Below are 22,896 nucleotides of genomic sequence, written 5' to 3' on the forward strand. Positions count from 1 at the left end.
CCGGTTCACCAAAGTGCCGCTGACGCCGCTGTCAGCACCCGGCCAAACACTTCGAGCGCCTTGTCCACTTCGGCCTCGTTGCTGAAACGCCCGATGCTCAGCCGCACACTGTTGCGTGCCTGGCGTTCATTCAGCCCGAGCGCGAGCAGCACATGCGAGGCCGCATTGCTCGCCGAGTTGCAGGCCGAGGTGGTCGACAACGCCAGCTCGCTGGCCAGCGCCGCGCTGTTGAAACCCTTGCTGTCGATACACAGGTTCAGCGTATGGGGAATGCGCTGGTTGGCGCAGCCGTTGAGGGTGACGCCGGGCAGGGCCAGCAGGCCTTCGCGCAGGCGCCTGGCCAGTTGCTCGAGGCGCTGGTGTTCGCTGTCGCCGGGCTGGCCGGCCAGGGCAAAGGCGCTGCCCATGCCGGCAATCTGGTGGGTCGCCAGGGTGCCGGAGCGCAGGCCTTGCTCATGGCCGCCGCCGTGCATCTGCGCACGCATCAGCGTGCGGGCGCGTGGCCCGACGTAGAGCGCACCGATGCCCTTGGGCCCATACACCTTGTGCGCCGAGAACGACATCAGGTCCACGGCCATGGCGCTCAGGTCGATGGCCAGTTTGCCCACCGCCTGCGCCGCATCCACGTGCAGCAGGGCACCGTGGGCACGTACCTGTTCGCCAATCGCGGCAAAGTCGGTGATCGTGCCCAGTTCATTGTTCACCGCCATCAGCGATACCAGGCGGGTGTCGGCGCGCAACGCTGCCTGCACCGCCGCAGGCTGAATCAGGCCGACGGCATCCGGTGCCAGGCGGGTAACGGCCCAACCCTGGCGCTCCAGTTCGGCCACCGTGTCGAGCACGGCCTTGTGTTCCAGCTGGCTGGTGATCAGGTGCCCGGGTTTACCGAGGCCCTGGGCAATGCCCTTGAGCGCCAGGTTGTTGGACTCGGTCGCACCTGAGGTCCAGACCAGTGCATCGGCCTGTGCGCCGACGCGTTCGGCCACTTGCTGGCGGGCCTGCTCCACGGCGTGGCGGGCGGCCTGGCCGAAGGCATGGCCACTGGACGCCGGGTTGCCGAAGTTGGCCTGGCTGCCAAGGCAGGCGAGCATGGTTTCGATGACCCGGTCGTCGACCGGAGTGGTGGCGGCGTAATCGAAGTAGAGCGGGGCGCTGGGCATTGGGGCGGGTCCGTTTCTGTCGCCGTGAAATCGGCGATCGTTGGAGCAAGCGTACCCGCTGTTCGAGAGATATTTTTCGCTTCCAGCGGCTCTATTCTCAGGAAGTGCAAGAAAAATTTCTCTCTATTGAGCTTTTCCTGGAAAATTTTTCTCCGCATCGCGAGGGGCTCAGCAAAGGCCCCTCGTGAGCCTCTTCAGGCTGGTGCCAAGGCCCTCTCTTCCTCGGCCACCACACGTTCGCACAACTCGGTGATCTGCTCGCGCATCCAGCGGTTGGCCGGGTCCTGATCGGTGCTTTCATGCCAGTACAGGTGCGTTTCCAGCGCAGGCACCTCCACCGGCAGTGGCTGGTAACGCAACTGATGACGGCGGGCGAAGCGCTCGGGGACGGTCATCGCCATGTCGGTCTGCTGCAACACCTGCGAGGCCATCAGGTAGTGCTGCGAGCGCAAGGCAACCTTGCGCTGCACGCCCATCTTGCCCAGGGCCAGGTCGACATAGCCCAGGCCGTTGCGTCGGCTGGAAATATGGATGTGGGTCATGCCCAGGTAGTTGTCGAGGGTCAGCTTGCTGTCGGCCAGCGGGTGGCCCTGGCGCAGGGCGCAGACATAGCGGTCTTGCATCAGTTTGACGTGGCGTACCTGCGGGTCGGTGTTCAACGGTGCGTCGATGGCGAAGTCCAGGCGGCCGGCGGCGAGTTCCTTGGTGGTCTCGCGGCGCTTGCACAAAAAGCTTTCGATCAGCACCGCCGGCGCCAGGCGGCGCAAGCGCTGGAACAGCGGCGGCAGGATCACCGCTTCGGTCAGGTCGGTCATGCTGATGCGGAAGGTCTTGTTGGCCTGTTGCGGGTTGAAGATGCGGCTTTCCTGCACTGAGGTGCGCAGCAGTGCCAGGGCGTTGCGCACCGGGCCGATGATGTTCTGCGCCATGGGCGTGGGCACCATGCCTTGCGCGGTACGCACGAACAGCGGGTCGTTGAAGGTTTCGCGCAGCCGCGAAAGGGCGTTGGACACTGCCGGCTGGGTGATGCCGACGATCTGCCCGGCGCGGGTCAGGTTGGCTTCGGTGTAGATCGCATCGAACACGATGAACAGGTTGAGGTCGACCTTGCTGAGGTTCATGGGCGCCGCTCTTTGTTGGAATTATTGGCCGATCATATATCGGTTATGAATGTTTATACACGCGGAAAATAGACTAGGTGGATGGGGCCATGCTGCTCTAGGCTCTGGCCCATGTACTCCGAACCGTGAAGGTAGCCCAGATGGATTTCGCCTATTCGCCCAAGGTCCAGGCACTGCGTGAGCGCGTCAGCGCGTTCATGGACGCCTATGTCTACCCCGCCGAGGCGGTGTTCGAGCGCCAGGTCGCCGAGGGCGACCGCTGGCAGCCCACCGCGATCATGGAAGAACTCAAGGCCAAGGCTCGCGCTGAAGGGCTGTGGAACCTGTTCCTGCCCGAATCGGAATACGGTGCCGGCCTGAGCAACCTGGAATACGCCCCGCTGGCAGAAATCATGGGCCGTTCGTTGCTCGGCCCGGAGCCGTTCAACTGTTCGGCGCCAGACACCGGCAACATGGAAGTGCTGGTGCGCTATGGCAGCGAAGCGCAGAAGCGCCAGTGGCTGGAGCCGCTGCTGCGTGGCGAGATCCGATCGGCGTTCGCCATGACCGAACCGGACGTGGCCTCCTCGGATGCCACCAACATGGCCGCCACCGCAGTGCGTGACGGTGACCAATGGGTAATCAACGGCCGCAAGTGGTGGACCTCCGGCGCTTGCGACCCGCGCTGCAAGGTGATGATCTTCATGGGCCTGTCCGACCCTGAAGGGCCACGCCACCAGCAGCACTCGATGGTGCTGGTGCCCACCGATGCGCCTGGGGTGAAGATCGTCCGCCCGCTGCCGGTGTTCGGCTATGACGATGCTCCCCATGGCCACGCCGAGGTGCTCTTCGAGAACGTGCGGGTGCCGTATGAGAACGTGATCCTGGGTGAGGGCCGTGGCTTCGAGATTGCCCAGGGGCGCCTTGGCCCCGGCCGCATTCACCATTGCATGCGCTCGATCGGCATGGCCGAGCGCGCGCTGGAACTGATGTGCAAGCGCTCGGTGGAGCGTACCGCCTTCGGCCGGCCACTGGCGCGTCTGGGCGGCAACGTCGACAAGATCGCCGACTCGCGCATGGAGATCGACATGGCCCGGCTGCTGACGTTGAAAGCGGCGTACATGATGGACACGGTCGGCAACAAGGTCGCCCGCAGCGAGATTGCGCAGATCAAGGTAGTGGCGCCGAACGTGGCACTGAAGGTGATCGACCGGGCGATCCAGATTCATGGCGGGGCAGGGGTAAGTGGCGATTTCCCGCTGGCGTACATGTACGCCATGCAGCGCACCTTGCGCCTGGCCGACGGGCCGGATGAAGTGCACCGGGCGGCGATTGGCAAGTATGAGATTGGCAAGTACGTGCCGGCGGAGATGATGCGTAGCGGGCGGTAATTTACCGGCTTGTTCCGGCCTCTTCGCGGGCTTGCCCGCTCCCACAGGTACTGTGCCGCCTCCAAGCTGTGCGCAATACCTGTGGGAGCGGGCAAGCCCGCGAAGAGGCCCTTGAAGGCTCACTCTGGATGGTCAGACCCGCATCTGCGGGTCTTCCTCCTTCTCGCTGACTGTGCGATCGGCATTTGAAGGCTGTCTGGATTGAGCACCCTTGATTTCCGGCTTCTCCCCTCGCGTCTTGACCAGCGAAACCACCACCCCACCCAGCAACAACCCGAACGTCACCCCCAACGACAGCAACGCCGGCACCTTGCCCACCATGCCGTGGTAGAAGATCTTGCAGCCAATGAAGATCAGCACCAGCGCCAGCGCGTACTTGAGGTAAACGAACCGGTGCATCAGCGCCGCCAGCGCAAAATACAGCGAGCGCAAGCCGAGGATGGCGAAGATGTTCGAGGTATAGACGATGAACGGGTCCTGGGTGATGGCGAAGATTGCCGGGACGCTGTCGACGGCGAATACCAGGTCGGCCAGTTCGATCAGCACCAGCGCCATGAACAGCGGGGTGGCATGGCGTAGCGCCTTGTGCTGCCCGGGCGGGGTCTGCTGCACGAAGAAGTGCGAGCCGTGGATCTGCTCGGTGACCCGCATGTGCCGGCGCACGAACTTCAGGATCGGGTTGTTGGCCAGGTCGGGGCGGCTGTCCTCCTTCGACAGCGCCATCTTCACCCCGGTAAACAGCAGGAAGGCACCAAAGATATACAGTACCCAGGCGAAGTTCTGCACCAGCGCCGCGCCCACGCCGATCATGATCGCCCGCAGGAACACCACCCCGAGGATGCCCCAGAACAGCACGCGGTGCTGGTAGCGGCGGGGGATGGCGAAATAGCTGAAGATCATCGCCATGACGAACACGTTGTCCATCGACAGCGACTGCTCGACCAGGAAGCCGGTGTAGAACTCCAGCGCCGACTGCGCGCCCAACTGGTACCAGACCCCGGCGCCGAACAGCACGCCGACGCTGAAATAGCCCGAATACAGCAGCAGGCTCTCGCGCATTTCGATTTCCCGGTCGTGGCGGTGCAGCACGCCCAGGTCGAGTACCAGCAAACCGATGACGATGGCCATGAACACCAGCCACAACCAGGCGCTGGTACCGAGGAACGGGGTGGTGAGGAATGTCTGTAGAGCTGTCATGAGCCCCTCCTTCAATGTCGACGTTGCATGGCAACAGTGATCCGACATGGCGGCCTGGCAGCCGTCAGAGGGGCCCGGTATCACATGGGCTTGAGCCTAGACCCGTTTGCCGGTGATGCCGAATGGGGAGCTGTTACATTTCTTTGCCAGGGCACTCCTACCCGGTCAGGCCAGAGCAGGCCTATCGTTCAATAAACCCACACCTCCACCCGGCGATTACGCAGTCGCCCTTGCTCCAGTTCGTTCCCTGCCACTGGCAGTTCATCCCCCATCCCCGTCACCTCCAGCACCTCCACGCCATCGCGCGCCAGCTCACGACGCACCGCCTGGGCCCGCAGGCGGGAGAGCAGGGCGGCGCGGCCGGGTGTCTCCTTGGGGTCGCCAAAGCCCACCAGCACCGCCTTGCGCCGCAACTTGCCCGCTTGGCGCAGGTAGTCGGCCACCCGCTGCACATCGCGCAGGGCCTTGTTGTCGAGGCTGGCACTGCCTTCCTGGAAGCGGAAGTTAACGCTCAACCGCTGCGCCTGCTGGGCCAGGGTGCGATAGCGCGGCGGCATGTCGGCCTGGGGGGCTACAGGTTGGGCCTCGATCTGCTGCGCAACGAAACCCTGCTGGGCGACGATCGCCTGGCCCGCCGGGCTCTGAGCGAAATCGGCCAGGGCCTTGGCCTGGGGCTTGGGGTTGGCCGGCAGGTAGAAGTACAGGCGCCGCGATAGCGGGTAATCCTCGCTGGCCACCAGTGCACGCTCCGGCAGCATGGCCGGCGCGTCACCTTCGGCCACCGCCAGCACCTTGGCCCCATGCACCGCCGCCAGGCTGCTGAAACCGATGGCCTGGCGGTCGGTGCTCACTCGCGCGGCCAGCTCGTCGCTGGACTCGAAGCGTTGGGCCTTGGGCGAAAGCTCGCCGTGCTGAGGCTCCAGCACCAGTGCCTTGAAGGTCTCAAAGGTACCGGAGCGGTCGTCACGGGCGTACAGGTGGATGGCCCCACCGGCAACACCCAATTGCTCCCAGCGCTGTATCTGCCCGGCAAAAATCTGTGCCAGTTGCCCCGTGGTGAGTTGTGGCAGCGGGTTGTCGGGATGAACGATGACGGCAACGCCATCCAGGCCGATGACTTGTTCGGCGGCAGCGGCGCGCAGGTCGCCCAAAGCCTGCAGTTGGCTTGCTTCGTTGTCGTTGATCGGCCGCGATGCGGCGGCCAGGTCGGCCTCGCCATGGCCCAGGGCGACGAAGCCGGTGCTGGAACCGTGTGCGGCGATGTCGATGCGCAAAGGCTGGCCACGCGTATCGCGAGCGGTGATGACAGTCTCGTTGGCCAGCTTGCCCGGGTACTGTTCGATGGCGGTAGCTTGCTGTGCGCGCAGTTGCCCTTGCACCAGCGCTGGCAGCAAGGCCGCGCCGATGGTGTTGGAACCTTGCACGCGCAGGTGAGCGGGCTCGGCCAGGGTCGCCAGCGGCAGCAGGGTGAGCAGCAAGACAAGCAGGCGGGGCATGCCGGAAGGCCTATGGCATAGAGATGGCCGGCAGATTACGACAGTGGCGTGATGATAATGTGACAGTCCATGGGGCAGTGGGCTTTGCCTGATGCTTGTAAGTTCGCGTCAATGGAGCTGCTGTGCAGCCCATCGCCGGCAAGCCAGCTCCCACAGGGGCCTTGCCAATCCTGAAACCTGCGCTGTAACTGTGGGAGCTGGCTTGCCGGCGAAAGGGCCGCAAAGCGGCCCCAGCGGTATCAATGCGCCCCGGCAGACTTGCTCAGGTCACTTTCTGCCCACTCGGTATAGATGCACGCATCCGCCACCGCCCAGCGCACCTTCACGGTATCCCCCGGCTGCATCGGCATGCCCGCCGCCGACAAAGCCTTGACCGTCAGCTCGGTACCGCCCGCAGTCACCACATGGCAGGTCTGGCTCTCGCCCAGGAACAGCACTTCGCCAACCTTGGCGCTGACCTCGTTCCAGCCCGCCGGCAGCGGCTCGCGCGCGGCCTGTTCGGCGGTCAGGGCCAGGGCCTTTTCCGGGCGCACCATGATCAGTGCATCCTGCGAGGCGGCCAGGCCCGGGGTCAGGCGGATGGCTACCGGCTGGCCCTCGAAGCTGCCCGCGCCATTGCTGCTGGCCTTGATCCGCAGGAAGTTGGAGTTGCCCAGGAACGAGGCGACGAAGGCATTCGGCGGGTTCTGGTACAGGTCGTAACCGGTGCCCAGGCCGACGATCTTGCCATGGCTGAAGATGGCGATGCGCTGGGACAGGCGCATGGCTTCTTCTTGGTCGTGGGTGACGTAGACGATGGTGATGCCCAGGCGCCGGTGCAGCTGGCGCAGTTCATCCTGCAGGTCTTCGCGCAGTTTCTTGTCCAGCGCGCCGAGCGGTTCGTCCATCAGCAGGATGCGCGGTTCGTACACCAGCGCCCGGGCGATCGCCACGCGCTGCTGCTGGCCACCGGACATCTGCGACGGCTTGCGGTGGGCGAACTTTTCCAGCTGCACCAGCTTGAGCATGGCGTCGACGCGCTTGCTGGTTTCGCTGGCGCCGAGCTTGCGAATGGCCAGCGGAAAGCCGATGTTGTCGCGCACGTTCAGGTGCGGGAACAGCGAATAGCGCTGGAACACCATGCCGATGTCACGCTTGTGCGGTGGCACGTTGACCAGTGACTGGCCCTCGACCAGGATCTCGCCGCTGCTCGGTGTTTCGAAGCCGGCCAGCATCGACAGGGTGGTGGACTTGCCCGAGCCGCTGGAGCCGAGGAAGGTCAGGAACTCGCCGTCCTGGATTTCCAGGTCGAGGTTGTCCACGGCGGTGAAGTCGCCGTAGTGCTTGTTCAGGCCGCGCAGGCTGACCAGGGTCTTGCCGTGCGCGTTGTCTTTGATCACTGCACTCATTGTTGTTTTCTCCGCGCGCTCAGGCGTTGGCTTCGGTGCGCCGGCGCAAGGCGGCGGCAATGAACATGACAAGCAGCGACAGGCCGATCAGCAGGGTCGAGGCCACGGCGATGACCGGGCTGAGGTCCTGGCGCAGGGTGGTCCACATCTTCACCGGCAGGGTCTGCAGGTCGGGGCTGGCCATCATCACGCTCAGCACCACTTCATCCCACGACACCAGGAAGGCAAACAGGCCGCCGGCGATCATCCCCGGGCGAATGGCCGGGAAGGTCACCTTGAAGATCGCCTGCAGGCGCGAGGCGCCGCAGATCACCGCGGCATCCTCGATCGACTGGTCGAACAGCTTCAGCGAGTTGATGATCGAAATGATGGTGAAGGGCAGGGCGACGATCACGTGGCTGACCACGAAGGCGAACAGCGTGCCGGTGTAACCGAGCTTGAGGAACAGCGCGTACACCGCCACGGCAATGATCACCAGCGGCACGATCATCGGCATGGTGAACAGCCCGTACAGCAGCTCGCGGCCGGGGAAGCGGCCACGCACCAGGGCAAACGCGGTGGGCAGGCCGAGCAGCACGGCGGCGATGGTGGTCAGCACGGCCACCTTCAGGCTGGCCAGCGCGGCGTCCATCCACTCCGGGTTGGAGAAAAACTGGCCGTACCACTTGAAGGTCCAGCCCGGTGGCGGGAACACCAGCCACTGCGACGAGCCGAACGACAGCAACACGATGAACACCACCGGCAGCAGCAGGAAGGCCGCGATGACCCCGGTGGTCAGGTACAGGCTCGTACGCAGCGGGCGGCCCATGGCATTGGGAGACAGGAGCATGGCGGTTTACCTCGCGTTGCCAACCGGGGATTCCGGCTGCAGCTTCAGGTACAGGTAGAAGAGCACCAGGGTGATCACCACCAGCAGTGCGGCGGCGGCGCTGGCCAGGCCCCAGTTGAGGAACGACTGCACCTGCTGAATGATGAATTCGGGCAGCATCATGTTCTGCGCACCGCCCAGCAGGGCCGGGGTGACGTAGTAACCGAGCGACATCACGAATACCATCAGTGCCCCGGAGAACAGCCCCGAGCGGCACAGCGGCAGGAACACCTTCCAGAAATTGGTCCACGGGCTGGCGCCGCAGATCGAGCCGGCCTGCAGCACCATCGGGTCGATGGCGTGCATGGTCGCCTGCAGTGGCAGCACGATGAACGGGATCATGATGTAGCTCATGCCGATCACCACGCCGGTCAGGTTGTGCACCATTTCCAGCGGGGCATCGATGATACCCATGGCCATCAACGCCTTGTTGATCACCCCCGAGCTCTGCAACAGCACCAGCCACGAGTAGGTGCGCGCCAGCAGGCTGGTCCACATCGACAGCAGCACGATGTTCAGCAACCAGCGGCCCCAGCCCTTGGGCACCAGGGTAATTGCCCAGGCCAGGGGGAAGCCCAGCAGCACGCTGATCAGGGTGACCACGCCGGCCACCGAGAAGGTGTTGAACAATACCCGCGCATAAGCCGAGTTGGCGAACAGCTGCTCGTAGTTGCCCAGGCCCGGCGTTGGCTCCAGCACCCCGCGCAGCAACAGGCCGGCCAGCGGGGCAAAGAAGAACAGGCCAAGGAACAGCAGCGCCGGCAGCAAATTGCGGCTGCCTTTCCAGCGCTGGCTCAGGCTGACGCGGCGGGGGGCCGTTCCCGGGGCGCCGGTGCCCGTGGGGGCACCTTGCGCGTTATGCAGGGCGTTGATGGCGACTTTCATTTGACCAACCACTCATTCCAGCGGGCTGCGATGGCCTGGCCGTTCTTGGCCCAGTAGGCGAAGTCGAGGGTGACCTGGTCCTGGGCGTAGGCGGTCGGAAGGTTCTGCGCGAGGTCTTTGTCCAGCTTGGCCACGCTGTCGACGTTCACCGGCGCGTAGGCAGTCTTGTTGGCGAACTCGGCCTGGCCTTCGGCACTGCTGGCGTTGGCCAGGAACTTCATGGCCGCGTCCTTGTTCTTGGCACCTTTGGGGATGACCAGGAAGTCGGCCATGACCAGGTTCTGCTTCCAGCTCACGCCCACCGGTGCACCGTCTTGCTGCAGGGCATAGACGCGGCCGTTCCAGAACTGGCCGAGCGAGGCTTCACCCGAGGCCAGCAGTTGCTGCGACTGGGCGCCACCGCCCCACCAGACGATGTCTTTCTTGATGGTGTCGAGCTTCTTGAAGGCGCGGTCCAGGTCCAGCGGGTACAGCTTGTCGGGGGCTACGCCGTCGGCCAGCAGGGCCAGTTCCAGTACGCCTGGGCTGGGCCATTTGTACAGGGCACGCTTGCCGGGGTAGGTCTTGGTGTCGAACAGTGCGGTCCAGTCCACCGGTTTGTTGGCACCGAGCTTGCCTTCGTTGTAGCCGAGCACGAAGGAGAAGAAGAACGAGCCGACGCCATGGTCGGAGACGAAGCGCGGGTCGATCTTGTCGCGCTTGATCTGGGTGAAATCGAGGGGTTCGAGCAGGCCTTCGCTGGCGGCACGCAGGGCAAAGTCGGCCTCGACGTCGACCACGTCCCACTGCACGTTGCCGCTCTCGACCATGGCCTTGAGCTTGCCGTAGTCGGTAGGGCCGTCCTGGACGACCTTGATATCGGTGGCTTTGGTGAAGGGTGCGGCCCACGCTTCTTTCTGGGCGTCCTGGGTGGTACCGCCCCAGCTGACGAAGTTCAGGCTGTCGGCGGCCTGGGCGGCCTGACATGCCAGGGTCAGCAGGCTGGCGGACAGCACTGCGGTTACACGTTTGCTCAACAGCATGGTTACGCCCTCGTTGCTTTTGTTATTCGAGGCGGGGCTTGTGGTGCGCCCGCCAACAGTGTTCGGGGAGCAGCTAAAACAAAGTGTCTTGTGGCCGTTTTTGATTGTAGGTGCCGGCCTGCAGATTCAAGGTCTACGGGATATCATATTATGGTATTCCAAACTTTTGGCAAGAGGTATGAGGCTACCGGCCATCACTCCGTCCTAGGTTTGGGCACATTGCTTATCAGGGAGATCGATTTGAACAGGGGTCTAAAAGCTTGCGCGGTCTGTGTGGGAGCGGGCGAGCCCGCGAACACGGGCGAAGCCCGTGCCATGCACCGCGGTGTCTGCTTCGCGGGCTCGCCCGCTCCCACAGGGTCCGTATATCAACCTGCGATCCCGGGCTCGAAGGGGATGCTTTGCACGACCTCCAGCTCATACCCCGCCAGCCCCGCATATTTCAGCGGTGGGCCCAGGTGGCGCAGCTTGCCCACGCCCAGGTCCTGCAGGATCTGCGCGCCTGTACCCACCTCCGAGTACACCTTCGATTGCCCACGCTGGTAAGGCCGCACCGGCTGGGTCAGCTGCGGCACGCGCTCCAGCAGCGCCTGCGAGGACTCATGGTTGGCCAGGATCACCACCACGCCGGCGCCTTCCTCGGCCACTTTCTGCAGCGCCGCCCATAGCGTCCAGTTGGCAGGGCCGGCGTATTCGGCGCCGACCAGGTCGCGCAGCGGGTCGATCACGTGCACCCGCACCAGGGTCGGCTGCTCGCGGCGGATATCGCCCATGACCATGGCCATGTGTACGCCACCTTCGATGCGGTCTTCGTAGGTGACCAGGCGGAAGGTGCCGTGCACGGTCGGCAGTTCGCGTTCGCCGATGCGCTTGATGGTCTGCTCGGTACTCAGGCGGTAGTGGATGAGGTCGGCGATGGTGCCGATCTTGATGCCATGCCGGGCAGCGAACACTTCCAGGTCCGGGCGACGGGCCATGGTGCCGTCGTCATTGAGCACTTCGACGATCACCGACGCCGGGGTGAACCCGGCCAGGCGCGCGAGGTCGCAGCCGGCTTCGGTGTGGCCTGCGCGCGTCAGCACCCCGCCTTCGCGGGCGCGCAGGGGGAAGATGTGTCCGGGTTGCACCAGGTCTTCGGGGCGGGCGTCGGGGGCCATGGCCGCCGCCACGGTACGCGCCCGGTCGGCAGCGGAAATACCGGTGGTAACGCCCGTGGCCGCCTCGATCGACACGGTGAAGGCGGTGCTGAACACGCTGCCGTTGGCCGGCACCATCTGCTCCAGGCCCAAGCGTTGGCAGTGATCGTCGGTCAGGGTCAGGCAGATCAACCCGCGCGCTTCACGGGCCATGAAGTTGATGGCCTGGGCGTCGCAACGCTCGGCGGCGATCAGCAGGTCGCCTTCGTTTTCCCGGTCCTCGTCATCCACCAGCAGGACCATCTTGCCTTGCCGGTAGTCCTCGAGAAGTTCTTCGATGGTGTTGAAAGCCATGTTGCACGCTCACTGTGGTGGGGTGATGATTATGGTATACCATCATACACAAATATCGCCGTAACAGGAGAGCAACGCATGAAGGCCTATTGGATCGCCCATGTGGACGTGACCGACCCCGAGCAATACCAGCAGTACACTCAGCGCGCCCCGGCTGCCTTCAAGGCATTCGGCGGCCGTTTCCTGGCCCGTGGCGGGCGTAGCGAGGCGATGGAAGGGCGGCCTACCCCTCAGCGTAGCGTGGTGATCGAGTTCGATTCGTACGAGCAGGCGCTGGCGTGTTACCGGTCCGAGCTGTACCAGGAGGCTTGCAGCCATCGCCAGGGGGTGGCGAAGGCTGAGGTGATCATCGTCGAAGGGTTCGAGCCCTGAGTGATGGCTGATGGCCCTATCGCCGGCAAGCCAGCTCCCACAGGTACTGCACAGTATCTGAAACCTGTGCAGTACCTGTGGGAGCTGGCTTGCCGGCGATAGGGCCATTGCTGTCGACGCAGAAACTCAAGGCATGCCAGGCAATTCATGCGGCCGCAGGTCGAACACCAGCACCTCGGCATCCACCCCATTGCCCAGTTCCAGCACCTGTTCCTGCCTCACCCGCACCCCATCCCCTTCATTCAGCACTTGCCCATTGAGCTCGATGCTGCCCCGGGCCACATGCACATAGGCATGGCGGTTTTCCGGCAAGGTCAGGGTGGCACGCTCGTCACCGTCGAACAGGCCGGCATACACCCGCGCATTCTGCCGTACCTGCAACGACCCCTCGGCGCCATCCGGCGAGATGATCAGGCGCAGCTTGCCGCGCTTTTCCTCGGCACTGAAATGCTGTTGCTGGTAACGCGGCGTTGCGCCTTGCACGTTCGGTACGATCCAGATCTGCAGGAAGTGCACCGGCTGCACCTGGCTGTGGTTGAACTCGCTGTGGGCCACGCCGTGACCAGCGCTCATCAGCTGCACATCGCCCGGGCGGATCACCGAGCCGGTGCCCAGCGTGTCCTTGTGCTCCAGCGCGCCTTCCAGCACGTAGGAGAAAATCTCCATGTCGCGGTGCGGGTGTTGCCCAAAGCCCTTGCCGGGGATGACGCGGTCGTCGTTGATCACCAGCAGGTCCGAGAACCCTTGCTCGTCCGGGTTGCGGTAGTGGCCGAAGGAGAAGGTGTGGAACGATTTCAGCCAGCCATGAAAGGCCAGGCCGCGGTCTTTGGCGTTACGGACGGTGAGCATGGTGATTCTCCTTGAATGCCGGGGCCGGAAGGGCTGCCGTGCTGTCTATGGAGATAACTTTACTGTCACCTATTTCTTTAAAAAATAGTGTCTGGAAGGAATGACTGTCTTGTGGTGCGTGACAGTTTCCCCAGGTTTTTGTAGGGCAATTCTGAGTTTCCCGCCGCTCGGTCTCTTTCTGTTTTGCCGGTGATAGCGTCGGGATTTCCATACAGGGAGTTGCTCATGACACGCATATCGATACATGGCAAAGGACAGGCACTCGATGGAGACCTCACCACCACCGGGGCGGTCTGCATGGCCAGCAGTACCAATTATCGGGGGAACGACCAGCGTGCTCTACGCCTGGGGGACACCACGACAGAGTGCCCGGAATGCAAGAAGCCCGGTGTAATCGTTGAAGGGCTGCCTTTCTTCAACATTGAAGGAAAACCAGCTGTGGTAGACGGGGCGGTGGTCAAGTGTGGCTGTCCAGAGGGCAATAACCGGGTCATTGCAAGGTCTGCGGTTCACTCTGCGGGTGGCCGTGCAACTCAGACAGCGCCATCGTCGCCTACCACCCGGAGTTCGCCTTCCTCACCGGAGCAGACCCCAGCCCAGGCTTTCAGCGCTTTTGAACGCGACTCAATGGCAATATTGGAGCCGGGTTTCCATATCGTGCAGCGCAGCATGTCATTCGAGCAGGTGCTGCAAAGCCTGGGCGCAACAAATAGCCTGCTGCCTGTCTCGCTGCTGCAACGCCTGAATCCGACCTTTCCCGAAGGGTTCAAGGCGGGCGAGATTTTTGTCCTCGGCAGCCCGAGTAGTGGCTATGCCTGCAGCTTTGAGGAGAACCAGCTGATCATGGTGGCAGAGAGGGCGCGGGAGTCGCTATCGATTCTCTCCCATGAAGAAGCCAACTTCATGATGGAACACATCGGCGAGATTGCTGGAGTGCTCAATGGGGCGAGCCAGTCGATGGGCGTGGGCAAGGACATGCTCGAACGAGGGTTGGGGCAGGTCAAGGATACGTTGAAGGGAATCGAGGCTCTGCATCAACGAGAGTTCGCGGTATATGGCCATTTGAACAGTCCGAGTTTCTTTGCTGCGCGTAGGGAGCTTTATCAGCAACTCGGGGCGCAACTGCGGATCGGTTTTTTGAACAAGGCATTAAATCTGGGCAGTCATGACACCTTGCGCCGAGACCTCGGCATCTCCACGAAAAGCGTTGTACATCACTGGAAGAAGGCAGGTGCGCCGGGGCAGATACCTGGGTATGCAACGCATCTGGACGAAGTGGCGAAGACTTCACAGTATCTCAAGTATGGCGGCTGGATCGGGATCGGGCTTGGCGGTGGCTCCTCTTATCTGAAGGTTCATGAAGCTTGCCGCGCAGGTGAGACCGAAGAATGCAAGAAAATCCGATTCACAGAGACCGGGAGCTTCTCGGGTGGGTTAGCCGGGGGAATGGCAGGCGCAAAACTGGCGGCTGATGCATCCCAACTGGTTTGTGCATTTGGCATATACGGCAAAGTGGCTTGCGGAGTTTTGTTGGTTGGCAGTGCTTCATTTGCTTTGAGCAAAATGGGCGAAGGTCTTGGAGAGACGACAGGTGAGTTACTGTTCGAGAAACTCTATGACTGAGTTCACAGCGTGGCCTATCAACTTGCGGCTTGCATTTCTATTGGCGCCCTTTGTCATCGGGGCTGTCGGACTTGGAGTTCACTACCGTTTAACGATGGGGAGGCGCTTTGAGGAGCTTTGCTCGGCGTTTCAGAACAGCCCGGGCCTGAAAGAAGATCTGAAATATTGGACCACGATATCGATCCGAACGAGGGCAATGATTGTTTCAGGCGTTATGCTGGGAGCAGTTTTCCCTGTGCTGGTTGTTCGTAGAGGGCTGTTGAATGCTGAAGACTGTCGGAACTGTCCTATCCCTCTCAAGCGTCGCTTGCAAATCTCCTTTTGGTGTAATGCTGTTGCATGCACATGGGCAATTGCAGCTTGGACCATCATTGAATTCGGCAAATAAACCATAAAGAGACCCGCCCGCCTCTTATTTGAAGTAATGAACTGCTCAATTGGAACAACCGTGGAAAGTGGAACTGCATTCGGGCCAAACCCAGATGGCCAAGTATTGATATCTACATCGGCGCGGACGGTGCCATAGATAGCCGCACCGATGGCAGATTCATTAAAGCCTGCGGGCCATTTCCGCCATAGAAGCAAAAGACCCGCCTAGGCGGGTCTTCTGGTCATCGATTTACTGCAGGTGCACTTTAAGTTCGGTGCCCGCCTGGCGCATCGCCGCCTTTACAGCTGGCACTTGGCTCAGCGGGTTGAGCAAGCCATAGTCATGAATCATCCCGTTGTACCGCACCGAGGTCACAGTCACGCCAGCGGCATTCAGCTTGCGGGCATACGCCTCACCTTCATCGCGCAGCACGTCGAACTCGGCCGTCTGCACCAATGCCGGCGGCAGGCCCTTGAGCTGTTCACTGCTGGCCCGCAGCGGCGAGGCGTAGATCTGTTCCCGTGCCTTGGCGTCGGTGGTGTAGTTGTCCCAGAACCACTTCATCATCCCGGTGGTCAGGAAGTGCCCCTCGGCAAACTGCTTGTACGACGCAGTTTCGAAGCTGGCATCGGTGACCGGCCACAGCAGCAGCTGGAAACGCAGGGCCGGGGTGCCGGCCTCTTTGGCTTTCAGGGCCACTACTGCCGCCATGTTGCCGCCGACGCTGTTGCCGGCCACGGCCAGGCGCTTGCCGTCCACGCCAATTTCCTTGCCATGCTCGGCCACCCAGCGGGTGGCGGCGTAGGCCTGGTTGATCGCGGTCGGGTAGTGCGCTTCCGGCGATGGGGTGTAGTCGACGTAGACCGCCACTGCGCCAGAGCCAACCACCAGGTCGCGGATCAGCCGCTGGTGGGTCGGGAAATCGCCGAGCACCCAGCCGCCACCGTGGAAAAACATGAACACTGGCAGGTCACCCTTCACGTTGGCCGGGCGCACCACTTGCAGTTTGATCGACTCGCCGTTGGCCTGGATGGTGCGTTCCTTCACCTCGATACCCGAGAGATCGACCTTTACCGAGGCCTGGGCACCGGTCAGCACCGCGCGGGCGTCTTTCGGGCTGAGCTGCTCCAGTGGCTTGCCGCCGCCTTGTTCCAGGGCTTCGAGGAAGGCCTGGGTGTGCTGTTCGATACCCGGGCTGCCAGCGGCGAAGGCGCTGGAAACGGACAGGGCCAGAAGGGAAGCGGTAAGGGTTTTGTGGACAATGTTCATGAGCGAATCCTTTTCTGTTGAATGTTGGTAGTGGGCGTCTTGCCTGGCCTTCAGGGCCATCGCTGCGACTTGTGCGTAGATTAGGGAGATGCGCTGATGGGAAAAAGCCGCTATAAAGCGTTTGACTGTCACCAAGAGTGAGACAATGAACCCTTACGAAGACATGCGCATCTTTGCCCAGGTCATGGAGGCCGGCAGTTTCACCGCTGCGGCCGACCGCCTGGGGATGTCCAAGCAATCGGTCAGCCGGCGCCTGATGCAGCTGGAGGAGCGCCTGGGCGTGCGCCTGCTCAATCGCTCCACCCGGCGCCTGGACGCCACGCCGCTGGGCCAGCACTACTACCAGTCGGCGCTGCGCCTGCTCGGCGAAGTGCAGCAGGTGGAGTACGACATCAGCGGCCAGGCCCAGGCCTTGCGTGGCACCTTGCGCCTGAGTGCGCCGCTGTCGTTCGCCATGGCGCACCTGGGCTGCCTGCTGACCGAGTTTCTGCAGTTGCACCCGCAGGTGGATGTGGAAGTGGATTTGAGCGACCGCGCCGTTGACCTGATCGGCGAGGGCTATGACCTGGCGCTACGGATTGGTGCGCTGGAGGACTCCAGCCTGATTGCGCGGCGCATTGCCAGTGTCGAGCGGGTGTATTGCGCGAGCCCGGCGTACCTGGAAGCGCGGGGCGTGCCGGCCAGACCGGAGCAGTTGGCTGGGCATGATTGTCTGCCCTATGGGCATTCGCGGCAGGTGCAGTGGCAGTTCAGCCAGGGCGGCAAGACACAGGCGATCCAGGTGGCCGGGCGGATGCGGGCGAACAATGGCGAGTTGCTGAGGGATGCGGCGATTGCCGGGATGGGAGTGACTTATCTGCCAACCTTCATCGTGGGCCAGGCACTGGCAGATGGGCGGCTGGTGACGGTGCTGGATGAGTGGCGGCCGCCGGCGCTGCAGCTGTCGGCGGTGTACCCGCAGCACCGACAGGTGGCGCGGCCGGTGCAGGGTTTTGTGAACTTCCTGCGCGAGCGGTTGGTGCAGCTCTGACCTTTGGTATCGAGTGGGCTTCTTCGCGGGTAAAGTTCCGCATCGGGCCCGGCATTCCCTGCCGCGAAGCGCCGCCCGGTCTCACAGACGCTGCAAAACCGCCGGCCTGATCTCACCTCACTCATACCCCTGCGCCCCGGCAATATGCCGCCCGGCCACATAGCCAAAGGTCAACGCCGGCCCCAGGTTGATGCCACCCGAGGGATACCAGCCGCCAAACACGCTGGCCATATCGGTACCCGCTGCATACAGGCCAGCAATCGGCTGCCCAGCCTCATCCAGCACCCGGGCATTGCCGTCGGTGCGCAGCCCGGCAAAGGTGCCAAAGCAGCCGGGCTGCACCTTCACCGCATAGAACGGCCCATGCTCGATGGGCGCCACGCAAGGGTTTGGCCCCTTGTGCTGCGGGTCACCCTGCTTGCGGTTGAAAGGTGTGGAACCACGGCCGAACGCCGGGTCCTGGCCGTTGCGGGCATGGTTGTTGAAATCGCTGACCGTGGCGCGCAGCCCTACCGGGTCGATGCCGCAGGCCTCGGCCAGCTGCTCGAGGGTGACACCTCGCTTGAGATAGCCGCTGCGCACGTGCGGCCACACCGGCAGTGGCGCCGGGCGGGCATGGCCCAGACCGTAGCGGCGCAGGAAGCGGTGGTCGCAAACCAGCCACGAACACACCTCTTCGCCCTGCGGCACCGCCGCGATCATCGCTGACACATAGTCGTAATAGCCATGCGCTTCGTTGACGAAACGTTTGCCGTCGGCCAGCACGCCGATGATGCCCGGTTTGCCGCGTTCGATGATGTGCGGGAAGTGGCCGACGCTGCCGTCGCGGTGCGGTACTCGCGAAACCGGCGCCCAGGCCACCGGCGACTTCAGGTCGGTGGCGACCACACCGCCGGCCGACTCGCCCAGGCGCAGGCCGTCGCCCGAACAACCCTTGGGGGGCAGGGCCAGGTTGTCGTGGCCGCTGGCATCGCGCGGGAACAGTTGCCGGCGGCGGGCGTTGTCGTTGGGGAAACCACCCGCCGCGAGTACCACGGCCTTGGCACGGATCAGTTGCTCGCCCTGCGGTGTAGCCACCAGCGCCCCCCGCACCTGGCCATCCTCGACCAGCAGGCGTTTGGCCGGTGCCGACTCCTGCAGGCGCACGCCCAGGTCCTGCGCCGACCTGGCCAGGCGGGCCACCAACGCCACGCCGTTGACCAGGTGCATCGCACGGCCATACCGGGCCAGGTGGTACAGGTGGCGGCCAAAGCGTTTGCACACGTGCAGCAAGGCCTTGGGCGAGCGGGTCATGTTGAGGAACGCGGCAAGGTCGGCACCCGCCATTATCGGCATGCCCATGAACGAGGTTTCGCGCATGGTCTTGCGCAGGCGTGGTAGCAGTGCACCCACCTCGCGGGCGTCATAGGGCGCGGCAATCACCTGGTGCCCGCCCTGGGCCGCGCCCGGTGTGTCGCCATGCATGTCGGGGATGCCGTTGCCGTCGGCAAACTGCAGCGCCGTGTGCTTTTCGAAAAACGCCACCATGTGCGGGCAGGCTTCGAGGAAGGCGTCGACGCGTTCGGCGTTGTAATACGCCCCCAGTTCATTGCGCAGGTAGGTACGCGGCTGCTCGATGTCTTCCTCGATACCGGCCCGGCGTGCCAGCGGGTTGCGCGGCACCCAGGCCCAGCCGCCGGACCAGGCGGTGGCGCCGCCGAACACTGGCTCCTTTTCCACCACGATCACCTTCTGCCCGTGCCAGGCAGCCGTCACGGCCGCAGCCAGCCCGGCGGCACCAGAACCTATGACCAGTACATCGCATTCGGTTTCGTAGGGAGCGGAAGGCATTGCGGAATTCCTGTATTGTTATTGGAACGAGGTTCCATATTCTTATTGGCAGCGAATCGGCCTGCAAGGGTGTGGCGGCCCTGCCGCGCAAGTAATGGGCGATAACCGGACAGTTCGTGTCGCGCTGGCTGCAGCGGCTATCGGCGGTGTGGAATCATCTTCTAGAATTCGCAAAAATTTCAGGGACCTGTGTCATGGCTGGTAGTCAGATCGAACGCGCCTTCAGTCTTGTAGAAAGCCTTACCGGTGAACCGCAGGGGCTGCCGTTGCAAACCCTGGCCGAGCGCCTGGACATCCCCAAGAGCGCCACCCATCGCATGCTCACCGAGCTGGTGCGGCTGGGCTATGTGCGGCAGAACCGGGACAACAGCCGCTACCAGCTGTCGGCCAAGCTGGTGGCGCTGGGCTTCCGTTACCTGGCCAGCAGCGGTGCCGACATCATTCAGCCGATTCTCGACCGCCTGGCCCAGGACAGCGGCGAACTGGTGCGCCTTGGCGTGATCGACGGTGCCCGCCAGACCTGGATCGCCAAGTCCCAGGGCGCCCGCTCCGGGCTGCGCTACGACCCGGACATGGGCCGCGACGCACCGCTGTTCTATACCGCGTCCGGGCATGCCTGGCTGGCCAGCCTGGACGATGAGCAGGCGCTGCAGATGGTGTTGCGCCAGGGTATTGCCGACCCGGCGCAGTTCGGCCCGAATGCGCCGCGCTCCACCGACGAGTTGCTCACCTACCTGCGCCGCGCCCGCGAGCGGGGTTATGCCTGGGTCGAGGAAACCTCGGCCATTGGCACCTCGGCCCTGGCTGCGGTGGTGCGCCGCCCGCAAAGTGATGAGGTGATTGGTGTGCTGAGCATCGCCGGGCCCAGTGCGCGCCTGGCGCAAAGCCGCCTGGCAGAACTGGCGCCGCTGTTGCTGGCGGCGGCGGAGGAACTGTCGGCGGCCAGCCGGGCCAGTGAGTTGTTCGCCTGACGGTGCATTTCCGGTCGATTACCGCACACTCTGTTCTGCGGCTGCTTCTGAAAAGCTGAACCTGGTTCTAAATTGTTCAATGTGGATTGTGGAATCGGATTCCGAAATCTGCATTACAACAATGACAAGAGGACAGGCTGTTGAACGCACCCCTTCGTATTGCCTTGATCGGCGCCGGCATCATGGGCCGCCAGCATTACCAGCATTTGCTAAATGTGCCGCAGGCCCAGCTGTGCGCAGTGGCCGACCCGGGCCCGCAGGCCGAGGCCTTTGCCGCCGAATGCGGCGTGCCCTGTTTTGCCGACCACCGCCAGATGCTGGAGCACGCGCGCCCCGAGGCAGTGATCGTCGCCAACCCGAACAACCTGCATGTCGCCACCGCCCTGGACTGCGTCGAGGCCGGTGTACCGGTGCTGGTCGAAAAACCGGTTGGCGTGCACCTGGATGAAGTCCGCGCGCTGGTGGAAGCCTCGCGCCGCCACAATGTGCCTGTGCTGGTCGGCCATCACCGCCGGCACAACCCGCTGATCGCCAAGGCTCACCAGGTGATTGCCGGCGGCAAGCTGGGCCGGCTGATCAACGTCACCGCACTGTGGCAGTTGCAAAAGCCCGACAGCTATTTCGAAACCCCCTGGCGCCGCGAGCCGGGCGCTGGCTTCTTGCTGACCAACCTGATCCATGACCTCGACCTGCTGCGCCACCTGTGCGGCGAGGTGGTACAGGTGCAGGCATTCACCCGCAACGATGTGCGCGGTTTTGCCAACGAAGACAGCGCCGCGGTGCTACTGCAGTTCGCCAATGGGGCATTGGGCAGCCTGACTGGCTCCGACGCGGTGGCCGCGCCATGGAGCTGGGAGCTGGACTCCGGCGAAAGCCCGGTCTACCCGCGCCAGGATGGCCAGCCGTGCTACCTGCTGGCCGGCACCCAGGGGGCGCTGAGCATTCCGCAACTCAAGCGCTGGCACTACGCCGAGGTCGGGTCGGGCTGGCACACGCCGTTGTTGCAGAGCGAGGAAAGCATCCCCGCCGGCGAGGCATTGACCTTGCAACTGCAACACTTCGTGCGGGTTGCCCGGGGTGAACAGGCGCCGCTGATCGATGCCGCCGATGGTGGCCGTACCCTGGCGCTGATCGAGGCGATCCGCCAGGCCGCGGAAACTGGCCGGGCCTGTGCGCCCGAGCACGTTGCTTGACTTGTCTGGTGACGATAATGACTGAACGAATTTTCTCCCTGGCGGCCCTGACGGTACTCGAGCTGTCCCCGCCGGACATGGTCGAGGCAGCAGCCCGCGCCGGTTACAGCCACGTTGGCCTGCGCCTGGTGCCCGCCACCGAGCAGGAACAGCATTTCCCTCTGGTGGCCGACGCCGGCCTGCGCCGGCAGACCCAGGCGCGCCTGCGCGACACGGGCATCAAGGTGCTCGACCTCGAGATCCTGAGGCTGAAGCCGGAAACCTGTGTAGCCGATTTCGAGCCGATCCTGGCGGTGGGCGCTGAGCTGGGCGGCACGGAGCTGCTGGTGGCTGGCAACGACCCGGATGAAGCGCGGCTGACCGAGCGCTTTGCTGCGTTGTGTGACCTGGCGGCGGGGTATGGCATTCATCCGCATCTGGAGTTCATGCCTTGGACTGATGTGCGTGACCTGCGCCAGGCCATGCGGGTGGTGGCCAACGCCGACCGTGCCAATGGCTGTGTGCTGGTGGATGCCTTCCACTTCAACCGCTCCGGCTCTTCGCTGGACGATCTGGCACAACTGGCGCCGCAGCGCATGCGTTATGCCCAGCTGTGCGACGTTGCCGGCCCGGTGCCGGCCGACATGGACGAGATCCTGCGCCAGGCACGCAACGAGCGGCGCTTCCCGGGCGAGGGCGATGCCGATCTGGTCGGCCTGCTGCGCGGCTTGCCGCCAAGTGTGCCGTTGAGCCTGGAGATCCCCACGCGGCAGTTGCTGGAACAGGGCATAAGCGGCGAACAGCGTGCGCGCATGGCGCTGGAGAAGGCCATGGCAGTGCTGGCCAGAGTCTGATTGATAGTACGCGGCGCATGGCACGGGCTATCGCCCGTGTTCGCCGGCAAGCCAGCTCCCACAGGTACAGCGCATGGCTTGAACCCTGTGGAGCCCTTGTGGGAGCGGCTTTAGCCGCGAACACCGGCGCAGCCGGTGCCAGGCACCGCGTTGGATTCTTCGCGGCTGAAGCCGCTCCCACAGGTACAGCGCATGTCTTGACTCAGGCGCGACCCCATATAGTGCGTGTATCAGATTGATCAAAAAAAGGCCCGCAAGGGCCCCGCAGAGAAGTGTGCCGTTGAGCCTGGAGATCCCGCCCGGCAGTTGCTGGAACAGGGCATGAGCGGCGAACAGCGTGCGCGCATGGCGCTGGAGAAGGCCATGGCAGTGCTGGCCAGAGTCTGATTGATAGAACGCGGCGTATGGCACGGGCTATCGCCCGTGTTCGCGGGCACGCCCGCTCCCACAGGTACAGCGACAACCTCGAGAGCAACGCTGTACCTGTGGGAGCTGGCTTGCCGGCGATGAGGCCGGGCAGGTAAATTACTGATTGCTGACTGGTCAAAAAAAGGGCCCG

General features: G+C 63.6%; 19 protein-coding genes and 1 pseudogene. 8 read left to right on the forward strand and 12 right to left on the reverse strand.

Going from position 1 to position 22,896, the window contains the following annotated elements; translation table 11 throughout:
• Positions 1-5: 5 nt before the first annotated feature.
• Positions 6-1,160 (reverse strand): cysteine desulfurase family protein, encoded by a 1,155-nt coding sequence (locus RYH74_RS08765; RefSeq protein WP_317409268.1) that lies wholly within the window; start codon positions 1,158-1,160, stop codon positions 6-8.
• 194 nt (positions 1,161-1,354) lie between these two features.
• A complete protein-coding gene (locus RYH74_RS08770; protein ID WP_025339647.1) occupies positions 1,355-2,281 on the reverse strand; it encodes a LysR family transcriptional regulator in 927 nt (308 codons plus the stop codon).
• A gap of 140 nt (positions 2,282-2,421) precedes the next feature.
• Here RYH74_RS08770 and RYH74_RS08775 point away from each other — a divergent pair, with 140 nt between their 5' ends.
• Entirely contained in the window at positions 2,422-3,651 is a 1,230-nt protein-coding gene (locus RYH74_RS08775) for an acyl-CoA dehydrogenase (protein ID WP_013973159.1), read from the forward strand.
• Between the two features lie 132 nt (positions 3,652-3,783).
• Here RYH74_RS08775 and RYH74_RS08780 read toward each other — a convergent pair whose 3' ends face one another.
• From RYH74_RS08780 to ribBA, 7 genes are all read right to left on the reverse strand, one after another.
• Entirely contained in the window at positions 3,784-4,848 is a 1,065-nt protein-coding gene (locus RYH74_RS08780) for a TerC family protein (protein WP_286100119.1), read from the reverse strand.
• Positions 4,849-5,036: 188 nt separating this feature from the next.
• Positions 5,037-6,344 carry a substrate-binding domain-containing protein gene (locus RYH74_RS08785; RefSeq protein ID WP_274120601.1) on the reverse strand — a complete coding sequence of 436 codons (1,308 nt, stop codon included), beginning with the start codon at positions 6,342-6,344 and terminating at the stop codon, positions 5,037-5,039.
• A 239-nt stretch (positions 6,345-6,583) separates the two neighbouring features.
• Positions 6,584-7,732: an ABC transporter ATP-binding protein gene (locus tag RYH74_RS08790; protein ID WP_075045597.1), complete on the reverse strand. Its 1,149-nt coding sequence runs from the start codon at positions 7,730-7,732 to the stop codon at positions 6,584-6,586.
• A 19-nt stretch (positions 7,733-7,751) separates the two neighbouring features.
• Positions 7,752-8,561, reverse strand: coding sequence for an ABC transporter permease (locus RYH74_RS08795; RefSeq protein ID WP_317409270.1), 810 nt, complete (start codon positions 8,559-8,561; stop codon positions 7,752-7,754).
• A gap of 6 nt (positions 8,562-8,567) precedes the next feature.
• On the reverse strand, positions 8,568-9,485 hold the full coding sequence (locus RYH74_RS08800; RefSeq protein WP_015270844.1) for an ABC transporter permease: 918 nt from the start codon (positions 9,483-9,485) through the stop codon (positions 8,568-8,570).
• Positions 9,482-10,507, reverse strand: a complete 1,026-nt coding sequence (locus tag RYH74_RS08805; RefSeq protein WP_025339643.1) for an ABC transporter substrate-binding protein — start codon at positions 10,505-10,507, stop codon at positions 9,482-9,484. Before RYH74_RS08805 ends, RYH74_RS08800 begins: the two co-directional genes overlap by 4 nt.
• A 368-nt stretch (positions 10,508-10,875) precedes the next feature.
• The gene (gene ribBA, locus RYH74_RS08810; RefSeq protein WP_085706298.1) at positions 10,876-11,997 is read right to left on the reverse strand and encodes a bifunctional 3,4-dihydroxy-2-butanone-4-phosphate synthase/GTP cyclohydrolase II; all 1,122 of its coding nucleotides are present in this window, start codon (positions 11,995-11,997) and stop codon (positions 10,876-10,878) included.
• A gap of 78 nt (positions 11,998-12,075) precedes the next feature.
• Here ribBA and RYH74_RS08815 point away from each other — a divergent pair, with 78 nt between their 5' ends.
• Positions 12,076-12,369 carry a DUF1330 domain-containing protein gene (locus tag RYH74_RS08815; protein WP_025339641.1) on the forward strand — a complete coding sequence of 98 codons (294 nt, stop codon included), beginning with the start codon at positions 12,076-12,078 and terminating at the stop codon, positions 12,367-12,369.
• 126 nt (positions 12,370-12,495) lie between these two features.
• Here RYH74_RS08815 and RYH74_RS08820 read toward each other — a convergent pair whose 3' ends face one another.
• Positions 12,496-13,218 carry a pirin family protein gene (locus tag RYH74_RS08820; RefSeq protein WP_085692929.1) on the reverse strand — a complete coding sequence of 241 codons (723 nt, stop codon included), beginning with the start codon at positions 13,216-13,218 and terminating at the stop codon, positions 12,496-12,498.
• A 225-nt stretch (positions 13,219-13,443) separates the two neighbouring features.
• On the opposite strand from RYH74_RS08820, the gene RYH74_RS08825 reads away from it, so the two are divergent.
• Positions 13,444-14,841, forward strand: a complete 1,398-nt coding sequence (locus tag RYH74_RS08825; protein WP_317409271.1) for a PAAR domain-containing protein — start codon at positions 13,444-13,446, stop codon at positions 14,839-14,841.
• 619 nt (positions 14,842-15,460) lie between these two features.
• On the opposite strand, the gene RYH74_RS08830 is transcribed toward RYH74_RS08825, so the two are convergent.
• Positions 15,461-16,480 carry an alpha/beta hydrolase gene (locus RYH74_RS08830; protein ID WP_317409273.1) on the reverse strand — a complete coding sequence of 340 codons (1,020 nt, stop codon included), beginning with the start codon at positions 16,478-16,480 and terminating at the stop codon, positions 15,461-15,463.
• Positions 16,481-16,625: 145 nt separating this feature from the next.
• Here RYH74_RS08830 and RYH74_RS08835 point away from each other — a divergent pair, with 145 nt between their 5' ends.
• Positions 16,626-17,510: a LysR family transcriptional regulator gene (locus RYH74_RS08835; protein ID WP_317409274.1), complete on the forward strand. Its 885-nt coding sequence runs from the start codon at positions 16,626-16,628 to the stop codon at positions 17,508-17,510.
• Between the two features lie 117 nt (positions 17,511-17,627).
• Here RYH74_RS08835 and RYH74_RS08840 read toward each other — a convergent pair whose 3' ends face one another.
• Positions 17,628-19,340, reverse strand: coding sequence for an FAD-dependent oxidoreductase (locus RYH74_RS08840; RefSeq protein ID WP_317409275.1), 1,713 nt, complete (start codon positions 19,338-19,340; stop codon positions 17,628-17,630).
• A 194-nt stretch (positions 19,341-19,534) separates the two neighbouring features.
• Between RYH74_RS08840 and RYH74_RS08845 the strand changes: the two genes are divergently transcribed.
• The 4 genes and pseudogenes from RYH74_RS08845 to RYH74_RS08860 all read left to right on the forward strand — a co-directional run.
• Positions 19,535-20,311 carry an IclR family transcriptional regulator gene (locus RYH74_RS08845; RefSeq protein WP_085663306.1) on the forward strand — a complete coding sequence of 259 codons (777 nt, stop codon included), beginning with the start codon at positions 19,535-19,537 and terminating at the stop codon, positions 20,309-20,311.
• A gap of 140 nt (positions 20,312-20,451) precedes the next feature.
• Positions 20,452-21,504: a Gfo/Idh/MocA family oxidoreductase gene (locus tag RYH74_RS08850; protein WP_317409276.1), complete on the forward strand. Its 1,053-nt coding sequence runs from the start codon at positions 20,452-20,454 to the stop codon at positions 21,502-21,504.
• 17 nt (positions 21,505-21,521) lie between these two features.
• Positions 21,522-22,337: a sugar phosphate isomerase/epimerase family protein gene (locus tag RYH74_RS08855; RefSeq protein ID WP_025339632.1), complete on the forward strand. Its 816-nt coding sequence runs from the start codon at positions 21,522-21,524 to the stop codon at positions 22,335-22,337.
• Between the two features lie 256 nt (positions 22,338-22,593).
• A pseudogene (locus RYH74_RS08860) lies at positions 22,594-22,724 on the forward strand (sugar phosphate isomerase/epimerase); the annotation flags it as partial.
• Positions 22,725-22,896: the final 172 nt, after the last annotated feature.

Source organism: Pseudomonas sp. LSJ-87 (genome assembly GCF_032971465.1).
Classification (GTDB): Bacteria; Pseudomonadota; Gammaproteobacteria; order Pseudomonadales; family Pseudomonadaceae; genus Aquipseudomonas; species Aquipseudomonas putida_Z.